At 61.3% G+C, this 17396-nt stretch carries 18 protein-coding genes and 1 pseudogene; 8 read left to right on the top strand and 11 right to left on the bottom strand.

Features of this window, described 5'->3' with window-relative positions:
* Positions 1 to 70: 70 nt before the first annotated feature.
* Positions 71 to 2605, top strand: coding sequence for a mechanosensitive ion channel family protein (locus tag CUJ84_RS12685; RefSeq protein WP_105006462.1), 2535 nt, complete (start codon positions 71 to 73; stop codon positions 2603 to 2605).
* 112 nt (positions 2606 to 2717) lie between these two features.
* On the top strand, positions 2718 to 2984 hold the full coding sequence (locus CUJ84_RS12680; protein WP_003560251.1) for a hypothetical protein: 267 nt from the start codon (positions 2718 to 2720) through the stop codon (positions 2982 to 2984).
* A 10-nt stretch (positions 2985 to 2994) separates the two neighbouring features.
* Here CUJ84_RS12680 and arsK read toward each other — a convergent pair.
* The 5 genes and pseudogenes from arsK to CUJ84_RS12655 form a co-directional block, all read right to left on the bottom strand.
* A pseudogene (gene arsK / locus CUJ84_RS12675) lies at positions 2995 to 4227 on the bottom strand (arsenite efflux MFS transporter ArsK).
* Entirely contained in the window at positions 4224 to 4949 is a 726-nt protein-coding gene (arsH, locus tag CUJ84_RS12670; protein ID WP_199788704.1) for an arsenical resistance protein ArsH, read from the bottom strand. The pseudogene arsK and the gene arsH overlap by 4 nt, the downstream one beginning before the upstream one ends.
* On the bottom strand, positions 4924 to 5346 hold the full coding sequence (gene arsC, locus CUJ84_RS12665) for an arsenate reductase (glutaredoxin) (RefSeq protein WP_105006460.1): 423 nt from the start codon (positions 5344 to 5346) through the stop codon (positions 4924 to 4926). The genes arsH and arsC overlap by 26 nt, the downstream gene beginning before the upstream one ends.
* Positions 5343 to 6038 carry an MIP/aquaporin family protein gene (locus tag CUJ84_RS12660; protein ID WP_105006459.1) on the bottom strand — a complete coding sequence of 232 codons (696 nt, stop codon included), beginning with the start codon at positions 6036 to 6038 and terminating at the stop codon, positions 5343 to 5345. Before CUJ84_RS12660 ends, arsC begins: the two co-directional genes overlap by 4 nt.
* Before the next feature lie 52 nt (positions 6039 to 6090).
* Positions 6091 to 6447 carry an ArsR/SmtB family transcription factor gene (locus tag CUJ84_RS12655; protein WP_105006458.1) on the bottom strand — a complete coding sequence of 119 codons (357 nt, stop codon included), beginning with the start codon at positions 6445 to 6447 and terminating at the stop codon, positions 6091 to 6093.
* A gap of 42 nt (positions 6448 to 6489) precedes the next feature.
* Here CUJ84_RS12655 and CUJ84_RS12650 point away from each other — a divergent pair, with 42 nt between their 5' ends.
* The 3 genes from CUJ84_RS12650 to CUJ84_RS12640 all read left to right on the top strand — a co-directional run bounded on the left by CUJ84_RS12650 (position 6490) and on the right by CUJ84_RS12640 (position 8279).
* The gene (locus CUJ84_RS12650; protein WP_105006457.1) at positions 6490 to 7014 is read left to right on the top strand and encodes a DUF6428 family protein; all 525 of its coding nucleotides are present in this window, start codon (positions 6490 to 6492) and stop codon (positions 7012 to 7014) included.
* Positions 7015 to 7144: 130 nt separating this feature from the next.
* Positions 7145 to 7648: a DinB family protein gene (locus tag CUJ84_RS12645; RefSeq protein WP_105006456.1), complete on the top strand. Its 504-nt coding sequence runs from the start codon at positions 7145 to 7147 to the stop codon at positions 7646 to 7648.
* A 19-nt stretch (positions 7649 to 7667) separates the two neighbouring features.
* Entirely contained in the window at positions 7668 to 8279 is a 612-nt protein-coding gene (locus tag CUJ84_RS12640; protein ID WP_105006455.1) for a TetR/AcrR family transcriptional regulator, read from the top strand.
* On the opposite strand, the gene CUJ84_RS12635 is transcribed toward CUJ84_RS12640, so the two are convergent.
* On the bottom strand, positions 8265 to 9248 hold the full coding sequence (locus tag CUJ84_RS12635) for a squalene cyclase (RefSeq protein WP_105006454.1): 984 nt from the start codon (positions 9246 to 9248) through the stop codon (positions 8265 to 8267). The two genes, CUJ84_RS12640 and CUJ84_RS12635, sit on opposite strands and share 15 nt — an antisense overlap.
* 129 nt (positions 9249 to 9377) lie before the next feature.
* Here CUJ84_RS12635 and CUJ84_RS39180 point away from each other — a divergent pair, with 129 nt between their 5' ends.
* From CUJ84_RS39180 to CUJ84_RS12620, 3 genes are all read left to right on the top strand, one after another.
* Positions 9378 to 9503, top strand: coding sequence for a hypothetical protein (locus tag CUJ84_RS39180; protein WP_281069929.1), 126 nt, complete (start codon positions 9378 to 9380; stop codon positions 9501 to 9503).
* Positions 9504 to 9648: 145 nt separating this feature from the next.
* Entirely contained in the window at positions 9649 to 10479 is an 831-nt protein-coding gene (locus CUJ84_RS12625) for a response regulator (RefSeq protein WP_105006452.1), read from the top strand.
* 186 nt (positions 10480 to 10665) lie between these two features.
* Positions 10666 to 11997 carry a diguanylate cyclase gene (locus CUJ84_RS12620; protein ID WP_047620983.1) on the top strand — a complete coding sequence of 444 codons (1332 nt, stop codon included), beginning with the start codon at positions 10666 to 10668 and terminating at the stop codon, positions 11995 to 11997.
* Positions 11998 to 12145: 148 nt separating this feature from the next.
* Here the strand turns inward: CUJ84_RS12620 and CUJ84_RS12615 are convergent, their stop codons facing one another.
* The 5 genes from CUJ84_RS12615 to CUJ84_RS12595 form a co-directional block, all read right to left on the bottom strand.
* Positions 12146 to 13165, bottom strand: a complete 1020-nt coding sequence (locus CUJ84_RS12615; protein ID WP_003540607.1) for a GlxA family transcriptional regulator — start codon at positions 13163 to 13165, stop codon at positions 12146 to 12148.
* A 295-nt stretch (positions 13166 to 13460) separates the two neighbouring features.
* The gene (locus tag CUJ84_RS12610; protein WP_027684136.1) at positions 13461 to 13661 is read right to left on the bottom strand and encodes a hypothetical protein; all 201 of its coding nucleotides are present in this window, start codon (positions 13659 to 13661) and stop codon (positions 13461 to 13463) included.
* Positions 13662 to 13990: 329 nt separating this feature from the next.
* Positions 13991 to 14638, bottom strand: a complete 648-nt coding sequence (locus CUJ84_RS12605) for a MarC family protein (RefSeq protein WP_105006451.1) — start codon at positions 14636 to 14638, stop codon at positions 13991 to 13993.
* A 107-nt stretch (positions 14639 to 14745) separates the two neighbouring features.
* On the bottom strand, positions 14746 to 15159 hold the full coding sequence (locus tag CUJ84_RS12600; RefSeq protein WP_027684270.1) for a hypothetical protein: 414 nt from the start codon (positions 15157 to 15159) through the stop codon (positions 14746 to 14748).
* Positions 15160 to 15214: 55 nt separating this feature from the next.
* Positions 15215 to 17371: a mechanosensitive ion channel family protein gene (locus CUJ84_RS12595; RefSeq protein WP_105006450.1), complete on the bottom strand. Its 2157-nt coding sequence runs from the start codon at positions 17369 to 17371 to the stop codon at positions 15215 to 15217.
* Between the last annotated feature and the right edge of the window lie 25 nt (positions 17372 to 17396).

Raw genomic sequence — 17396 nt, 5'->3', positions numbered from 1 at the left:
TTTCTGTCGCCTTTCTTTACTATGACAAGCTGGCATTCTACCCCCGACGACAACCCTTCCGGAGGCGCTTTTGCGGCTGAGACCTATCCTGCTTCGCACCATTCTTCTGCTGACGCTGGCGGTCGCCGGCGCGCATTTCAAGGGTGCTGCGGCCTTTGCGCAGGAGCCACAGGCACCGGCGGCCGCGCAGGCGCCGCTTGCCGATACGCCGCTCGACCAGGCGACAAAGGAGATCGACAAGGCGAAGGTCCAACTGACGGCGCTTCAGGACGGCGCCAAGCAGAATGCCGATAATGACGATGCCCTGGTCGGGCTTGCGACCAAAGCCGACGAACTTAGCCGCGCCGTCATCACCATATCGGTCAATCTCAGGCCGCGTTTCGACCAGATCAAGAACCGGCTTGCCGAGATCGGCGATCCGCCGAAGGACGGGCAGCCGCCGGAGGCCGAGATCGTCACCCAGGAACGCAATACGCTCGCCGCCGAACGCGCGCAGATCAACGCGCTGACGGGCGACGCCGAAAACCTGTCGATCACAGTAACGAAGCTCGTCAACGAGATCACCGAGATGCGGCGGCGGCTGTTTGCCGATACGCTTCTCAGGCGTACCGAGATTTCGGTCTCGGTGCTCGACGATGCCGCCAGCGCCTTCGTGCACGAGGCCAGCGAATTCTCGCAGGCCCTGTCCAGTTGGGCCACCTTCGTCTGGAAATTCAAGCGTTTCCCGATGTTTGCCGCGATCTTCCTGTCGCTCGCCTCGGCGCTGATCCTGCTCTCCGGCAGTTACCGGCTGTTCGGCTCGTATCTGCGCCGCGACGAAGCAGTGGAGAGCCCGTCCTATATCGGCCGGCTGTCGATCGCCTTCTGGTCGACACTGATCCGCACGTTGGCGCTCTCTGTGCTGCTCGTCACCTCGTTCTTCTTCCTCAACGGTTTCAATGTGCTGAGGCCCGACATCGCACCTGTCATCGGCGCTCTGTTCGCAGCGATCGGGCTCGTCTATTTCGTCGGCCGCTTCGTCAACGCCATCTTCGCGCCGAACGAACCGCATTGGCGGCTCGTTCGGCTTTCCAATCGCGGCGCGCGCTCGATCGGCTATTGCCTGCTGGCGATGGCCGTCGTCAACGCGCTCGATTATCTCTTCGGCACGATCGGCGAGGCGATGGGCTCGCCGCTGGTGCTGACCGTGGTCAGGAGCCTGATTGCGGCGCTGATCATCGGCCTGATCCTCATTTCGGTGTCGTTCGGCAAACCGATGCTGGCCAGGAACGGTGATCCCGATGCGCCGGGCCGGCATTGGCCGCGCGGCATGGCGATCATCCTGCGCGTCGTCGGCGCCGGTCTCATCCTGACCGCGCTGACGGGGTATGTCGGGCTGGCGCGCTTCGTCGCCACACAGCTCATCATCACCGGCGCGGTCGTCGTCACCATGTATGTCGGTCTGCTCTCCGGCAAGGCGATATCCAGGCAGGAGAGCTTCGGCGACACCTTCTTTGCGCGCTTCCTGACGCGCCGCTACAAGCTCGGGCCGGTGGCGATCGACCAGGCTGGCCTGGTCGTCGGCCTTGCGATCTATGCAGTAGCGCTTCTCGTCGGCATCCCGCTGATCCTGCTGCTCTGGGGTTTCCATGTGCAGGACCTGCAGATTCTTGCCTATCGGCTGTTCACCGAGGTCAGGCTCGGCGGTATCAGCATCTCGTTGCTCGGCATCTGCACCGGCATCCTGCTGTTTGCCGGCGTTTACCTGCTGACGCGCTGGCTGCAGCGCTGGCTCGATGGCAATGTCATGGCAAGAAGCCATGTCGATCTCGGCGTGCGCAATTCGGTCAAGACCGGGATCGGCTATCTCGGCGTCGGTATTGCGGCAATCATCGGCGTTTCGGCAGCGGGCATCGATCTGTCGAGCTTCGCGCTCGTGGCCTCCGCACTTTCGGTCGGCATCGGTTTCGGCCTGCAGAACATCGTCTCCAACTTTGTCTCCGGCCTGATCCTGCTCGTTGAGCGGCCATTCAAGGTCGGCGACCATGTCGTTTCCGGCACGGCCGAAGGCATCGTCAAACGCATTTCTGTGCGCGCCACGGAGATCGAGACCTTCCGCAAGCAGTCGATCATCGTGCCGAATTCGGAGCTGATCAACGGCCTCGTCGGTAACTGGACACACCGCAACAAGATCGGCCGCTCGGAAATTCCGGTTTCCGTCGCCTACAACGCCGATCCGCAGCAGGTGATGGACATCCTACTGGAACTGACGGCCAAGATACCGCTCGTCATGCGCAATCCGGAGCCGCATGTCGAATTCCTGCGCTTCGGGCCTTATTCGCTGGATTTCGAGCTGCGTTTCTTCCTCGCCGACATGGGCGACGGCATGGCGGTGCGCAACAATCTCAGGATCGAGATCCTTAAGCGCTTCAAGGCCGAGGGCATTGAGATCCCGCTGCCGCAGACCGATCTTACCATCCATCGAGAGGCTCGTCCCGCGCTTGCCGATGTGGGCAGGGATCAACCCAACGAGCAGGAAAACTCGGCGGACACGCCCATGGAGGAGGAAGAGCAGCCGGTGCGGCAATTGCGCAGCAAGACGGCAGACGGCAATCGGAAAGGCTGAACGGGCCATTCAGCCATCATTCACAGCTATATGTGCATGATCTCCCCTATCGGGATCGCTGCCGGGGGCAGCACCGATCGTTCGAGGGGAGGGCGCGCCAGCGCCGCCGCATATGATGGCAAGATTTGCCGCCGTTCTGCTTGTCCCGCTGCTTGCCGCGCCCGCGGCTGAAGCGGCATCCATCACCAATACCGATCCAGCCGCCGTCGTGCTCGTCATCACCGAGAGCGGCCAGCGCGTCGAGGTCGTCGTCGATGCCGGTGCTTCGGAAAGCCTCTGCCCCTCGGGCTGCTTCATGACGACGCCCGACGGCGACCGCATCGGGCTCGACGGCGGCGAGACGATCGACATCGTCAAGGGCTCGGCGGTCGTCAAGTAGATTATCGCGCTCAAATTTCTCCGGGATTGGGAACCGTTCCCGGCCCGTCAACCGGGCGCGTCAGCCGCATAATGGTGAAGAATGCGGCGACGGCGACGGTGCTGAGCAATGCTGCGATCGACAGTGACCATGAGACGCCGAGATTGCCCATCAGGAATGCAAGCGCGAATGGCGCCATCGAGGAGACGACGAGACGGACCGACATGATTTGTCCTTGCCGCCGGCCGTAGCCATCGCTTCCGAAGAGCGCTAGCGGCAAGGTTCCGTAGACGATGCTGTTAAGGCCCGAGCCGAGGCCGAAGACGACGGCGAAGACCAATGCGCCGGGCATCGAGGGTGCGGTGGCGGTGAGGATGACAAGGGCTGTCGGCAGCAGGATGGCGCAGATGATCGCCAGCATCACTTGCGACAAGCTCTCGCCAAAGACCATGTTGATAAGGCGGCTCAGCACTTGCGACGGGCCGAAGAGCGTTCCGACCACCACCGCCATGGCGCCGAGGCCGAGTGCCGACATCACAGGCACCATGTGAACCAGAAGCGCTGAGTTCACGAAGCTTTCCAAAGCAAAGCCGGTCACCATCAGGATAAAGGCCGGCCGGCGCACAGACGGCGGAAGGCTCGGATCGACGCGTTTTGCGGCCTCCTCTCCGGTCCGTCTCCTGGTTTGGCTGATGCCACGGGAGAGCCAGGCATGAATGGGCAGGCAGACCACGAGATTGAGCGCGGCGAAGATCAGATAGACGTTCTGCCATGACAGATGCGCATGCAGCGCCGTGGTGATCGGCCAGAAGATGGTCGAGGCGAAGCCGGCGATCAGCGTCAGGTAGGTGATGCTGCGCTGGGCGACGCGCGGCCTGATCTGCACGAGCAGGGCAAAGGCGGCGCCATATTGCACCAGGTTCGAGGCGATCTCGATGCCGATCAATGCCGCGACGAAAGCGATCTTTCCCGGCGCGAAGGCACAGGCGACGAGGGCAGCGGCGGCAATCGCCGAGCCCGATGTCATGATCCTGCCTGCGCCGAAGCGATCGATCCATGTGCCCATGAGAGGTGCGGCCAAGCCGCCGATCAGAAGGGCCGCGGAGAGCGCACCGAAGATCCATTCCGATGACTAGCCCAGATCACGGGCCATGTCAGGGGCGAGGATGCTGAAGCTGTAATAGAGCGATCCATAACCGATGATCTGCGTGAGCCCGAGTGCGACAATGGCCGCTACTGGCGGTCGTTCGGTGCTGATTATCATAGCGATCTGAGGCTCACGCGCTGTTCGAGCTTTTCGGCTTCTTCTTTCCGCTCGCTGTAGCGGTCGGTCAGATAGTTCGAGGCATCACGGGTCAGCAGCGTGAACTTCACCAGTTCCTCGCAGACGTCGACGACGCGGTCGTAATAGGATGATGGTTTCATACGGCCGTCCGCGTCGAATTCCTGGAAAGCTTTGGCAACCGAGGACTGATTGGGGATAGTGATCATCCGCATCCAGCGGCCAAGAATGCGGAGCTGACCCACCGCGTTGAAGGACTGGGAACCGCCGGAGACCTGCATCACCGCCAGCGTCTTGCCTTGCGTTGGCCGGACCGAGCCAACCGACAACGGAATCCAGTCGATCTGCGCTTTCATGATACCGGTCATCGCGCCATGACGCTCAGGGCTGACCCATACCTGGCCTTCCGACCATGCCGACAATTCTCTCAGTTCCTGAACTTTTGGGTGGCTCGCCGGCTCGGCGTCGGGCAACGGCAGACCTTCCGGATTGAAGATACGCACTTCACAGCCGAAATATTCGAGCAGTCGTGCCGCCTCCTGTGCGAGAAGGCGGCTATAGGACACCGCTCGCAAGGAGCCATAAAGGATCAGGATGCGCGGCTTGTGCGTCGAGAACGCCGGCCTGAGTGCGTCCATATCCGGTTGACGCAGATGCATCGGCGATACGGCAGGCAGATCAGACAATGCGCTTGCCCTCGGCATCGAGCACTTTCTCGCCATCTTCCTTGGTGAAGGCGCCCTTCTGCGTTTCCGGCAGGATTTCGAGGACAAGTTCCGACGGTCGCGACAGGCGCGTACCGAGAGGAGTGACGACGAAAGGCCGGTTGATCAGGATCGGGTCTTTCAGCATCGCGTCGAGAAGCTGATCGTCGCTTAGATCGGGATTGTCGAGGCCGAGTTCGGCATAGGGCGTATCCTTCTGACGAATGGCATCGCGCACGGTCAGGCCGGCATCGGCAATCATCCTGACCAGTTCGTGACGTGACGGCGGTTTTTCCAGATATTCGATGATATCAGGTTCGATGCCGGCATTGCGGATCATCGCCAGTGTGTTGCGGGACGTGCCGCAGGCAGGGTTGTGGTAGATGGTAACGTTCATAGCTTTGCCTCTGACGACAGGGTTGATGGAGTGCCCGGCTGCAACAGCCAGGTGAAGAGGAGAAGGGCTGCGACCGCGCCTGTGATTTCGGCGATCCAGAAGCCAGGAAGATCGATCGGGCGGATGCCGGAGAAGGTGTCGGTCAGCGAACGGGCCAAAGCGACGGCCGGATTGGCGAAGGAGGTCGAAGCGGTGAACCAGTAGGCGGCGGTGATATAGAGCCCGACCAGCCACGGCACCGCCTTCCGCTCGAACTTGATGCCGGCGAGGATCACTGCCACCAGGCCGAAGGTCGCTACGCCTTCCGAAAACCATTGCGCGCCGCCGGTGCGCACCTTGCTCGACATTTCCAGAAGCGGCAGGGCAAACATCAGATGGGCGGCGACGGTCCCGACGATGCCGCCGAAGATTTGCGCAGCGATATATCCGGCGAGATCGCGTTTTGCCAGCGTGCGCGACATCGCCAAGATCAGCGAGACCGCCGGGTTGAAGTGGGCGCCGGAGATCGGTCCGAGCACAGTGACCAGCACCACCAGGATGGCGCCGGTCGCGAGCGTGTTGTCGAGCAGGGCAAGTCCTACGTCCTGCGTCAGCGATGTCGCCATGATACCCGACCCGACAACGGTCGCGACCAGCATGGCGGTGCCGAGACCCTCGGCGACGAGCCGGCGTGGTAGATCGAACCCCGTCATCAGCCCATCCTCGTCGTGCCGCGGAACGGCGCATCGCCAATGCGGTCTGCGGTCATTGCAGTTCCTCTTTCGTCGCAGGTGCACAGCAGGCGGCGACGGCGGCAGCCGGCGCGCAGATCTCGGGGTTTCCGCCGCAGCAATCCTCCATCAGGAAGCGGATCAGGCGGCCCAGCGCCTCGTAATTGGCGGTGTAGATGATCGAGCGGGATTCGCGCTGTTGCGTAATCAGGCCTGAGCGTTCGAGCTCCTTCAGGTGGAAGGAGATATTGGACGGCGAGACCTCCGCTTTCTCCGCGATCGAGCCCGCCGCCATGCCATCCAGGCCCGAGACCACAAGCATGCGGACGATGTGCAGACGCGTTTCCTGCGAGAGCGCGCCGAATGCGATGAGGGCTTGACGTTGATCCATATTTCAATAATCCTTGAAACGTTGAAACGAGGATTAGCTGATATGAACGTCATCGACAACAGCAAAATTCAAGAGAACGACATCGATCTCGGCCTGCTGCTCGGCACGCTTGCCAGCGCCAAGGATTCTCCGCTGATTTTCTATTATGACGGCAAGTCGGTGAAGCCTGGCTATCATGTCACCGAGGTCAAGGCGGGCCAATTCTCGGGCCTGGATTGCGGCGCCAATCCCGAGGCGTGGGCGGAGATATTCATCCAGCTTTGGGATATCGAGGAAGGCGAGCGCACGCATATGCCGGCCGGCAAGTTCTATTCCATCATCCGCAAGGTTACCGATTACGTGCAGCTGGATAGTTCGGCGAAGCTGACCTTCGAAGTCAGTGATGGCGTGCGCCCGATGCAACTGTATTGCGCGGCGATGCCGATTCTCAGCGCCGGCGCCGTCCATGTTTCGCTTTCGCCGCGGCCGGCAAGCTGCAAGCCACGCGATCGCTGGCTGGCAGAGGAAAACCGCAAGGCGGCAGCCTGCTGTGGGCCGCAAGCGGCAACGAGCAGCTGCTGCGCTTGACAACACATGAGACCGTCCGGGGGTCGGGCGGCAGCGAGATCCGGATTGTATTGACTGACCACCAGTCAGTGGTATAAATTGAGGATGCTGGCTTGATGCCGGCGCCACCTGTTTACGCCCGGAGATCGCAATGAGCGCACAGACCCTGTTGAACTCTCTGTTCCAGTACAAAGCCAGCGTTGACGACGAGCTTCTCGATGCCTTGAACGCGCTCGGGGCTGAGGTGCGATCCGACGACTTTCGCTCAGCCCTTCGTGTGCTCAATCACGCCCATCTCGTTGATCGTATCTTCATCGCCAATCTTCAACGACTGGATCATTCCTACGCGGCGAGCTGGAGCAGCGAAGCGCCGCCCTTGGCGCAGCTGTCGGCCGATATCCGGGAAACGGACCGTTGGTATATCGATTACACCTCGCGTATAACCCTTCCGGAAATGGAGGAGTTCGTCGACTTCACCTTCACCGATCGCGGACGCGGACGCATGTCCCGCGAGGAGATGCTGGCCCATGTGGTGACGCATGCCGGTTATCATCGCGGTGAAGTCGGTCGCCTGCTGCCTGATATCGAGAGCACCGCAATGCGCGACGTGTTTACCGGCTACCTGCACAGAACCGATCCCGCGCGTCGTCAGTGAGAGTGGACCAGTCCTGCCGATGCCGGCCAATGTTTCAAAACCGAGAACCAAGCCCCCCGAAGAGCGACGCGACGAGCTGATGACATCGGCCGAGCGGCTGTTTCTGGAAAGGGGCCTGGAGCAGACCACGATCGAGGAGATCACGACGGGGGCGGGGGTCGCCAAGGGAACGTTTTACCTGCACTTCTCCTCGAAGGCCGATGTTCTCCAGGCGCTGCGCGCCCGTTTCGTGCAGGGCGTGCTGGATGGCATCGTCACGGCGGTCGAAGGACGGCGGCAAGAGGATTGGCACGGGAAGCTTGCCGCCTGGTCGACGGCATGCGCCACAGGTTATCTCGACGCGGCAGGGCTGCATCATCTTGCCTTCGTGGCTGCACCTCCCGCGACGCGGGAAGGGCTTTCGCGCAACATCCTGATCGACCATCTGAACGAATTGCTTGCCGCTGGCGCTGGCGAGAATGCCTGGTCGGTCAGTGACCCAGGCTTCACGGCGGTGTTTCTGTTCAATGCCCTGCACGGCGTGGTCAATCAGCCCGGCATCGGTGAGGCACCATCCGATCGCGCCGAATTGCTGCGGGCGATCGAGGCGCATTTCCTGCGCGCGCTGGATCTGCCGTCAGGCGTTGATTGAGGGCTGGGCATCCCACCATCTGAGCACCCGCATCGCCCGGAGCGTCACCCAGCGCGACGGCTTGTCTTGCCCGTCATCGACTTCGAACCACACCCGACCTGCAGGGCTCCCGTCGAGCGGCCAGCTGCCGTCCTGCAGGCGTCTGGAACGCAGGTGCTCGATCGCCTCGCCGAGGCGCGGATCGGGATTGGTGCCGGTCAGGATGGCGCTGGAGCGGAAATAGTCGAGCGCGCGCAGAATGTCGTAGCGCCAGCGGTTCGGGTGCAGGAAGTGCAGGAAGCGCTCGTCGGCCGGCTCGCCGGTGCCGAGACGGCGAAAGAGGTTGCGGGTCAGCAGAAACTCCTCGCCCGTCCTGCGCGCTTCTCGAGACCGATGCGTGCCGCCGGTCGATCTCTCGTATTCCAGCAAGCCTTCCAGCACGTTGATGGTGCTGGCGAAAGATGAGCGGACAGAGCCATCGATCCGCTCGCAGTTCCAGCCGCCGTCGTCGAGACGCTCGCCGGCCAACCTGTCGACGATGGGCGACACGTCGATCCCGAAATAGGCGCCATCGGCAATGGTGCGGCCGTTGATGCATTCCTCGACTTCGCCTTCCCAGTAGGGCTGGCCGCCTTCTTCCCAACGGGCGTTGGCGCCGATCAATTTGACGGTGCGCCTGGCGCACGCGCAGGCGGGATCGAGACCGAATTCCCTCAATTGCGACAGCGAGAAGGTCGTGGCCGTCCACGGTTGGCCGCGCTCCTTCCACTCGCCGGCGTCGAAACCGGCGGGCAAGAAGGCGCCGCCCGCCCATTGCCCGTCCTCATCCCGGCAGGAGAGCAGCCTGGCGCCCCAGCCCTCCGTCTCGACTTTGGCCCGCTCGACCATCCATTCCCGCTCCGGGGCATCGAGCAGGTCGCGCATCACCTGCCACCGGATCGACGGATCGGAGTCGAGAAGCCATTCGATCACCGGGTCGAATTGGATCATGGGGCGAACCTGTCGGCGGATCGGGTCGATGGCTCGTTTATAATCGCTTCGGCTGAGCAGTGCCACCCGGACCGGCCCACGGGAAATCGTCTAAATCCGACGTGGTCGCGTCAAGCGCTGGCGCTTGCGATGCCGCGGCCGGACTATGTCAGGGAAGGCACGAAGCTGAAGATCAAAATCCTCGGGTCGACCTATAATGCGATGGCTGTCGGCGAAAGCCCGTTCGATGCCGAGAATGCGGCGCTTCGCGCCTGATTTCTTAATCATATCCGCAAAGAAGTCGGAGTCGGCCTCATCGGGCCGCCTCTTCGTTTAGAACTGGGCGCGCCGATTAATAATTATTCAAATCAATTGATGTATCAGTTTGATCCGGGGACAGATTTTACATCAAAGGTTTGCTATGGCGTTTCTAGGTATTTCGGGGATGCAATATTCCGGGGAAATGTTTGCTGGTGCGCGTATTATTGTCGCAGAAGATTCCAACGTATTCACCTCGATGATCAGCAAACGCCTCAAGGAGCTGTTCGATATCGATGTCGAGATTTGCCGTAGCTTCGAGGATCTGCAGGTTTCCTACGACAAGTCTTCCGATCCGATCACGCTGGCGATCTCGAACATCAATCTGCCCGGCGCCGAAAACGGCGAAGCGCTCGAATATCTGGTCGATCTCTCCATACCCACAATCGTCTTTACCGGTACCTTCCATGAAAGCATGCGCGACAAGCTGATGGCCAAGGATATCGTCGACTATATCCTCAAGGACAATATCTTCGCCGTCGACCTGCTGGCGGAATCGATCTGCCGCTTCCTCACCAATCATCGCCATCACGTGCTGATCGTCGATGATAGTGCGACGGCGCGCGCCCTGCTGTCGAGCCGGCTGAAGCGCTACAATTTCCGCGTGAGCGTTGCCGAGAACGGCGGCAAGGCGCTGGAGATCCTGAAGGCCAACCGCGATATCGGCCTGATGATCACCGACTACAACATGCCCGACATAGACGGCTTCGAGCTGACGCGGCGCATCCGCTCCAATATCGGCTCGCACGAGCTGCGCATCATCGGTGTTTCCTCCTCCTCGAACCGGCTGCTTTCGGCGCGATTCCTGAAGGCCGGCGGCAATGATTTCATGCTGCGTCCCTTCATCGACGAGGAGTTCTATTGCCGCGTCAACCAGAACCTCGATACGCTGCTGCAGATTCAATCGATGCGCAAGGAGCGGGCGGTTGCCTGACGGCTCTTCCCGTATCAGTATCGCCAGGGGGCCGGATATCACGGTCGGGGACAGTCGTCGAATTTCTGCAATTACAGGTAATGTCGCCGTTATTTATCCCCTTCACGCGCACAGGCCTCTCGGTTATCGTCCCCGCCGGGGAGAGGGCCGAGTCGAGCCCAACGGACGCATCGGGGAGTAGGAGCTGTGGCTTTTCAAGCGGATTTCCAGCGGGATGGTATCGGGCTGCGCTCCGGCGGGCTCAAGATACTTCTGGTTGAAGATTCCCGGATGTTTTCCGCCGTGCTCTGTCATCGGTTCCAGACGGAGCTCGGCCTTGCCGTCAAATCCTGCCCGTCGCTGAAGGCTCTTCGCAAGGAACTTGCCGAGGACGGTCACGGCTACACCATGGCCGTCGTCGATCTCAACCTGCCGGATTCGCCCTATGGTGAAGCGCTCGACTGCACGATCGAGCACGATATCCCGGCGATCGTCTTCACCGCGACATTCGATCTCAACACGCGCAACAAGATCATGGAGCGCAATGTCATCGATTACGTGCTGAAGGACAATGAATTCGCGCTCGACAATCTGGTCGCGACTGTCCGACGGGCGATCTCCAACCGCAAGACACGGGTGCTGGTCGTCGACGATGTCGTCTCGGCGCGCCAGGTGCTCGTCGACCTGCTCAAGGCACAGCAATATCTTGTCGTCGAGGCAAATTCGGGGCTCGAGGCGCTGGCGGCGCTCGAGGCCTACAGCGATATCGAACTCGTCGTCACCGATCACCACATGCCCGATATGAGCGGCTACGAGCTGACGCGGCGCATCCGCCATCGTTTCGGCTCGGACAGGCTGCGTGTTATCGGCGTTTCCTCCTCCAACGACCGCATGCTTTCGGCGAGTTTCCTCAAGGCCGGCGCCAGCGATTTTGTTTACCGACCTTTCGTTGCCGAGGAGCTGCAATGCCGCATCGCCAACAATGCCGAAACGCTGGCGCAGATGCGGCAGCTGAGGGCGGCGGCGGCCTGTGACTACCTGACCGGCCTCTATAACCGCCGCTATTTCTACGACAACGGCCCGAAGCTGGTGAACGAGTGCCTGCGGCTGAAGGTACCGAGCTCCGTCGCCATTCTCGATATCGACCATTTCAAGCGGCTGAACGACACCTATGGCCACGAGATCGGCGACAAGGTGCTGAAGGCTGTCGCAAACAGGCTGTTTACGATTTTCGAGGGCAGCGACAATCTTCTGTCGCGCCTCGGGGGCGAGGAATTCGCCATCCTTTTCCCGCAGATGGATTCCGCTGCCGCGACCAAGCTCTGCGACGAGATCCGCTCGGACATTTCGCGGCTGAAGGTAACGGCCGACGACGAGGAGCTCGGCGTCACGATTTCGATCGGCATCGCCGAGATCGGCGGTTACGAGACTTTCGAGAATTACCTCAACGCCGCCGACCAGTTTCTCTACATGGCCAAACACAGGGGCCGCAACCAGGTCTATTCCGACGCCAGGATGACGGAAGAGGCTGCGCAATAGCGCCATCCGAAGGGCGGAGCCAAGCCGCCGCCTTTCACATCAGGCGGCAACTGGCATTTCCAATACCTCAGGCGGCAACGGTCGTCTTATCGTCTCAAGCAGCGACGGCCTTTTTATTGTCTCAGGCGGCGACCGCCTTCTTATCGTCTCAGGCGGCGACGGCCTGGCGAGCGGTCGCCATGGTCATCTTGCGCTCGGCGCGCTCCTGCTGCGGTGAGCGATGGTAGAGTTCGCGATAACACTTGGAGAAGTGCGAGGCCGAGACGAAGCCGCAGGCGACGGCGACCTCGACGACGGGCATCGACGACTGCACCAGAAGGTGGCGCGCGCGGTCGAGGCGGATTTCCAGATAGTAGCGGGCAGGCGAACGGCCCATCTCCTGGCGGAACAGCCGTTCGATCTGGCGGCGCGAGAGGCCGGCGCCGTCGGCGATCTCGATCAGCGAGAGCGGCTCGGCGAGATTGCCTTCCATCAGCTCGATGATCGACAGCACCTTGGCATTCTGCACACCGAGACGGGCGCGCAGCGGCAGACGCTGGCGGTCGTGCGGGTTGCGCACGCGGTCGGTCAGGTGCTGCTCGCAGATGCGGTTAACAAGGCTTTCGCCAAAGTCCTCGCCGACGAGGTTCAGCATCATGTCGAGCGAGGCGGTGCCGCCGGCGCAGGTGTAGAGATTGCCGTCGATCTCGTAGAGATCTGCATAGACTTCCGCCTGCGGGAAGGCTTCCGAAAAGCCCGGCAGGTTTTCCCAGTGGATGGCGCAGCGCTTGCCGTTCAGGAGGCCGGCCTGGGCAAGCACATGCGCGCCCGTACAGAGGCTGCCGACGGCGACGCCGCGATTGTAGCATTCACGCAGCCAGGCATTGACCGACTTGTTGTTGAACTGCTCGACATCGATGCCGGAACAGACGAGCACCATGCCCGGCCGGTTTTCGCCGCCGAGATGACGGCGCTCCTCGGCAAGCGAGGAATTTGCCTCGACGCCGATGCCGCAGGAAGAATAGACCTTTTCTCCATCGACAGAGGTCAGCCGCCAGGTATAGGCCTGATAGCCGAGCATGCGATTGGCGATGCGCAAGGTGTCCACGGCCGCCGAAAAGGGCAGCATGGTGAATTGCGGTACCATAAAGAAGACTACCGAACGCTTCTTGATCTGCATCCTGTTCATAGCGAAATCCATGCTCGAGGGGCGATGACACATTCGTTGCGCGGAATGCGTCGCGCCGATGTCCTGAAAGCGACACTGGCATGGAAAAATGCGGCCGGGAAGAGCAAATATGCGACATCGGCCACGATTTGGCCGGTCAAACTGCCGGAATGGCTGCGGACAGGGCGGATGACGGGCTGATAGGCGACTGAAATTCAAGACTGAAAAGGGCTTGGGAATGGACGATCAGGCCACGAAAAAGGCGGCGTTGCACAACGCTAACGCCGCCCTTATCTTGAGTGGAATGTCGCATTCATTACATGGTCCGGTGTTTGCTGTCGTCCGTGCTCGGCCAGCCGATGTCCTTGCGGATGTCGAAGGGCATGGCTTCGATTTCGCGAGCCGTCTGCCAGCGTGTCCAGGCGAGGGTGAGCTTGCGGGCATAATGTGCCAGATCAAAGCGGCCGTGGCCGGAGGTGAGGGACTTACCACCACCGCGATAGGTGAGCGTGGTCATTTTCCGGTTCCTTTCTTGGGTCAGGGGCATGGTCGTTAATGGGAGGTTCGTCCATGTCGATGATCACAATATGGGCCTCATAAACTCATCATTCAAACGAATAGAACTTATGGATAACATCAGAGATATTGAATGATCGCCGTACGCTCGCCAGCCGGCGGCGACAACATTGCAGTCTGTCACCGACTTTAATCCCCGGACATTCCACGCAGGGGATAGCAAATCCGCAGCTGAGCATGGTGCCGAAAACCGAGCGGCTTTCGGCTCTATTTCCTTGATTTAAATCCGGGTTCAGATTTTAGGCCGACACGGGCCAAAATCATCCGCATCTAATGCGCGGCAGTCGGGGTGATGATGCCAAGATTTCCAAGCCCGGCGACGATCAGCTGGACTGCGACTGCGGTCAGTAGAATGCCGAAAACGACCTCCGAGACGATCATGGTGACTGGCTTCATACGCTTGGCTAGCTTGTCGATGTTGGTGAACACCAGATAGTCCAACGCGCCGACGATCAGGATCAGGCCGATGACGAGTATCGCGCTGGCGATCGAGACGACTTCACCGGAGGCGATGATGACGACCGTGATGCCGACAGGATTGAGCAGGTAAGGGACGGCAAGCGGAAATACGGCCAGCTTGTCTGGATCGACCGGAGCCGCAATGTCGTCATGCGGCTTCTCTGTCGGTCCTGATGCCATCTTGATGGCGATCAGCGCGAGGATGATGCCGCCGGCGACGGCGACCGCGCCACCCGTGATGTGGAGAAGCCGCATCAGCAGAGCGCCGGTGGCGAAAAGGATCAGGGCCGTGACGACGGCTATCATAACCATCTGGCGGCCGATGCGCGCCTTGGTTTCGGTATCGAAGGCGTGGGTCTTTTCCAGAAACGGCACCAGGGCGATCTTCGGCCCGAGGCCGATCAGAAGCAGCAGCAGAAGTTTTCCGACGAGTGCGGCATCGATGACTGTGAAATCCATTGAACGTACCCTCTAGAATTTGTGACGCGAAAATCGAGGCCTCCCCACTTTGGGGAGGGTGGTGAAGAAGTGAACCAAACAGACTCGCCAGTCTTTCTGCGAGTCGTTCAGCGCGGGCATACGTCCCAGAAGCCCGTCGTCTTGGCGGGCGAGGTGTAGTACCAGCATTGACCAGACTGCGGCGGCGTACCTGCCAATGAAACGGCAGCAGCTCCGGCGACGAAGCCGATGGCAGCACCCGCGGCAATAGCAGTACCCGGACGCCAGTAGCGGCGAGGGGCGACGACCACGACGCCGCGCCGCACGGGCGGCCGAACGGCAGGACGGTATGCCGGACGGGCGCGTCCAACTGCGGCGCATCCGCGCGGCCCGCAGGCCGCAGCACCGCAGCCCCTAGGGCCGCATGCCGCCACGCCGCGGCGTGCGGCTTCGGCCGTCGCCGGAACGAGGACGGGCGCGCAGACCATCATCAGCACGGCAAGTGTCGCAAGCACATGCGATAGGTTGATCAGGAACTTCATTTCATTTCCTCCCATTGCTTTCGTGTCTTGTTTCATGGCCTGAAGCGTGCCGCTCTCAGGCCGGGTTCGCGGCTGTCGCCGCACTCTGCGCTGCGAGCGTCTGCTGGGCAGCGGCTGCAACAGCGTCGTCCTTCCCGCCTGAGACCTGGACTGTGGGCACGGCGAGCTTGATGCCATTTTCGTTGAACGCCTCGTGGATCATTCGCAGGGCTCGCCGCTTCAGCGTGAACTGCTGGCCCGGAAGCGTCATGACCTTCATCCGCAAGAGCAGACCGGAGTCGCCCAGGCTGTCGATCCCCTGCATCTTCAGCGGCTCGAGCGTCGTCGGTTTGAATTCCGGATCCTCGAACAGCTCCAGGCCGATCTTCTTGATGATCTTGCGGGCCTTCTCGATGTCGGAATCGTAGGTAATGGTGATCGTCATCTTCTCGATCGCCCAGTCGCGGCTCATATTCTGGACTGCTCCGAGCTCGCTGAAGGGGACGATGTAGACCGCACCGCGCTGGTGCCGGAGCTTGATGGATCGCAAGCTGAACGATTCGACGGTGCCCTTGTAGCTGCCGCTCTGGATATACTCGCCAACCCGGAAGGCGTCGTCGAGCAGGTAGAACATCCCGCTGATCACGTCCTTGACCACGGTCTGTGCCCCGAAACCGATGGCGACGCCGACCACGCCGGCACCTGCGATCAACGGGCCGATTTCCACGCCGAGCGACGACAGCGCCATCATGATCGCGATGGCGACGAAGAGGATCATCAGGAAATTGCGAAGGATCGGCAGCAGGGTTCTAAGACGCGTGCGCCGCCGCTCCCGTTCGCTGCCGACTTCAAGGACGGCCTCGGTGTCGCCCAGCTTGCGATCGATCAGCACTTTCACGACGCTCCAGGCGAGATCGACAACCAGGAGAATGATCCCGGCACTGAGGAGGCCGCGAACAAGGCGCAGAATCGGCGAATCCTGCATCGTCATCTGCGTCAGCCTGACGTCCAGGGCGTCCGCAAGCAGAACGATCGCGCCGACGATCAGCGCTGCCCTGATACCACGCTCGACGATCACCGAGACGACGGTGCCTTTCTTGTGCCCGTCGTCTTCGTCCGCGGAAGAGCGCAGAATATTGTTGACCGACGCCTTGGTGAGGGCGATGGCGCCGGGCAGGGCGGCACAGACTACCGCGATCCAGAACAGCTTCATGGCTCCGACCACCCACAGCAGCCAGACGGCGACGAAGTAGACCGTCCAGAGCCAGTTCCGCGCCCGCAGGCCGATCCGGCTGGCTTGGCCGGCAGACAATCGGGACGGACGTCTCCAAACGGCTTCGATGCCGATGACGAGGAGCACGAGGCCGAGGGAATAGGCGACGAGTTGCCGGGCCGGAACGGAAAAGCCGAGGGTGCCGAGCAGGCGGATGGTCACCCAGCCAAAGGCATACCAGCCGACGAGATAACTCAGGCGTTTCGCCCAGTGGCCGGCGGCATCCCTAGTGATCGGGACGACACGGAACCGGCCCTCTTCCTCCGCCCGTGGCGCCAGAAGCACGTCGAAAAATGCGCTTGCCAGACGGAAGACAACGATCGCGAAGAGATAGCCGACGACGATCTCCCTGATAACAGGCGGCCATTGGAACAGCAGGAAGAAGCCGATGCTGCCGAGCCCGAAGGAAAGGACGTAACATGCCGCCCATAGAAGCCTCGCGGCCAGCGCGACCACCCTCTCGCGAACCGTGGCAAAGGGCGCGCGCGCCATCCATGAGCGCCAGCCGGCGCTGATCCACCAGAATAGCCATTGCGCGGCCAGCCCGACGGCGACGAAGGCAGCGACCAGGAAGATCGGCCGTGTCCCGCCGTTCGCCTGGATGTCCCGTTCGAGCACCGCCCCGCCTCGCATCGTCTCCAGGGGAAAGGACTGGATGGCGCCGAGAAGATTGGAGGCGTGGGCACGGAATCGCATTGCGAATTCCGAGAATGAAGGGTCGGCGTTCGGGGTTTCCAAGGGTGGTTCCGCCACGGCCTTGGCTGCTTCCGACTGCTGCTGCAGGAAGCGCTGGACATCGGGATCCGAGAACATCCCGATAAAGCGCTGGACACTTTCTGGCTGTGGGGTCGCAGGCGTCACGCTCTGCGCCACGGCAATCGAGGCGCAAAGGAGAACGGAAGCCAGGGCGGCCCCGGTGAAAAGCGGTTTAAACATACGGATCTTGGAAAGTAGTGGCATTGTCTATCCTGATCTCTAAGAACGT

This window comes from Rhizobium leguminosarum (assembly GCF_002953715.1).
GTDB classification, from domain to species: domain Bacteria; phylum Pseudomonadota; class Alphaproteobacteria; order Rhizobiales; family Rhizobiaceae; genus Rhizobium; species Rhizobium leguminosarum_V.
Note: the sequence above shows the minus strand (reverse complement) of the source record. Positions and strands in the feature narration are given on the sequence as shown.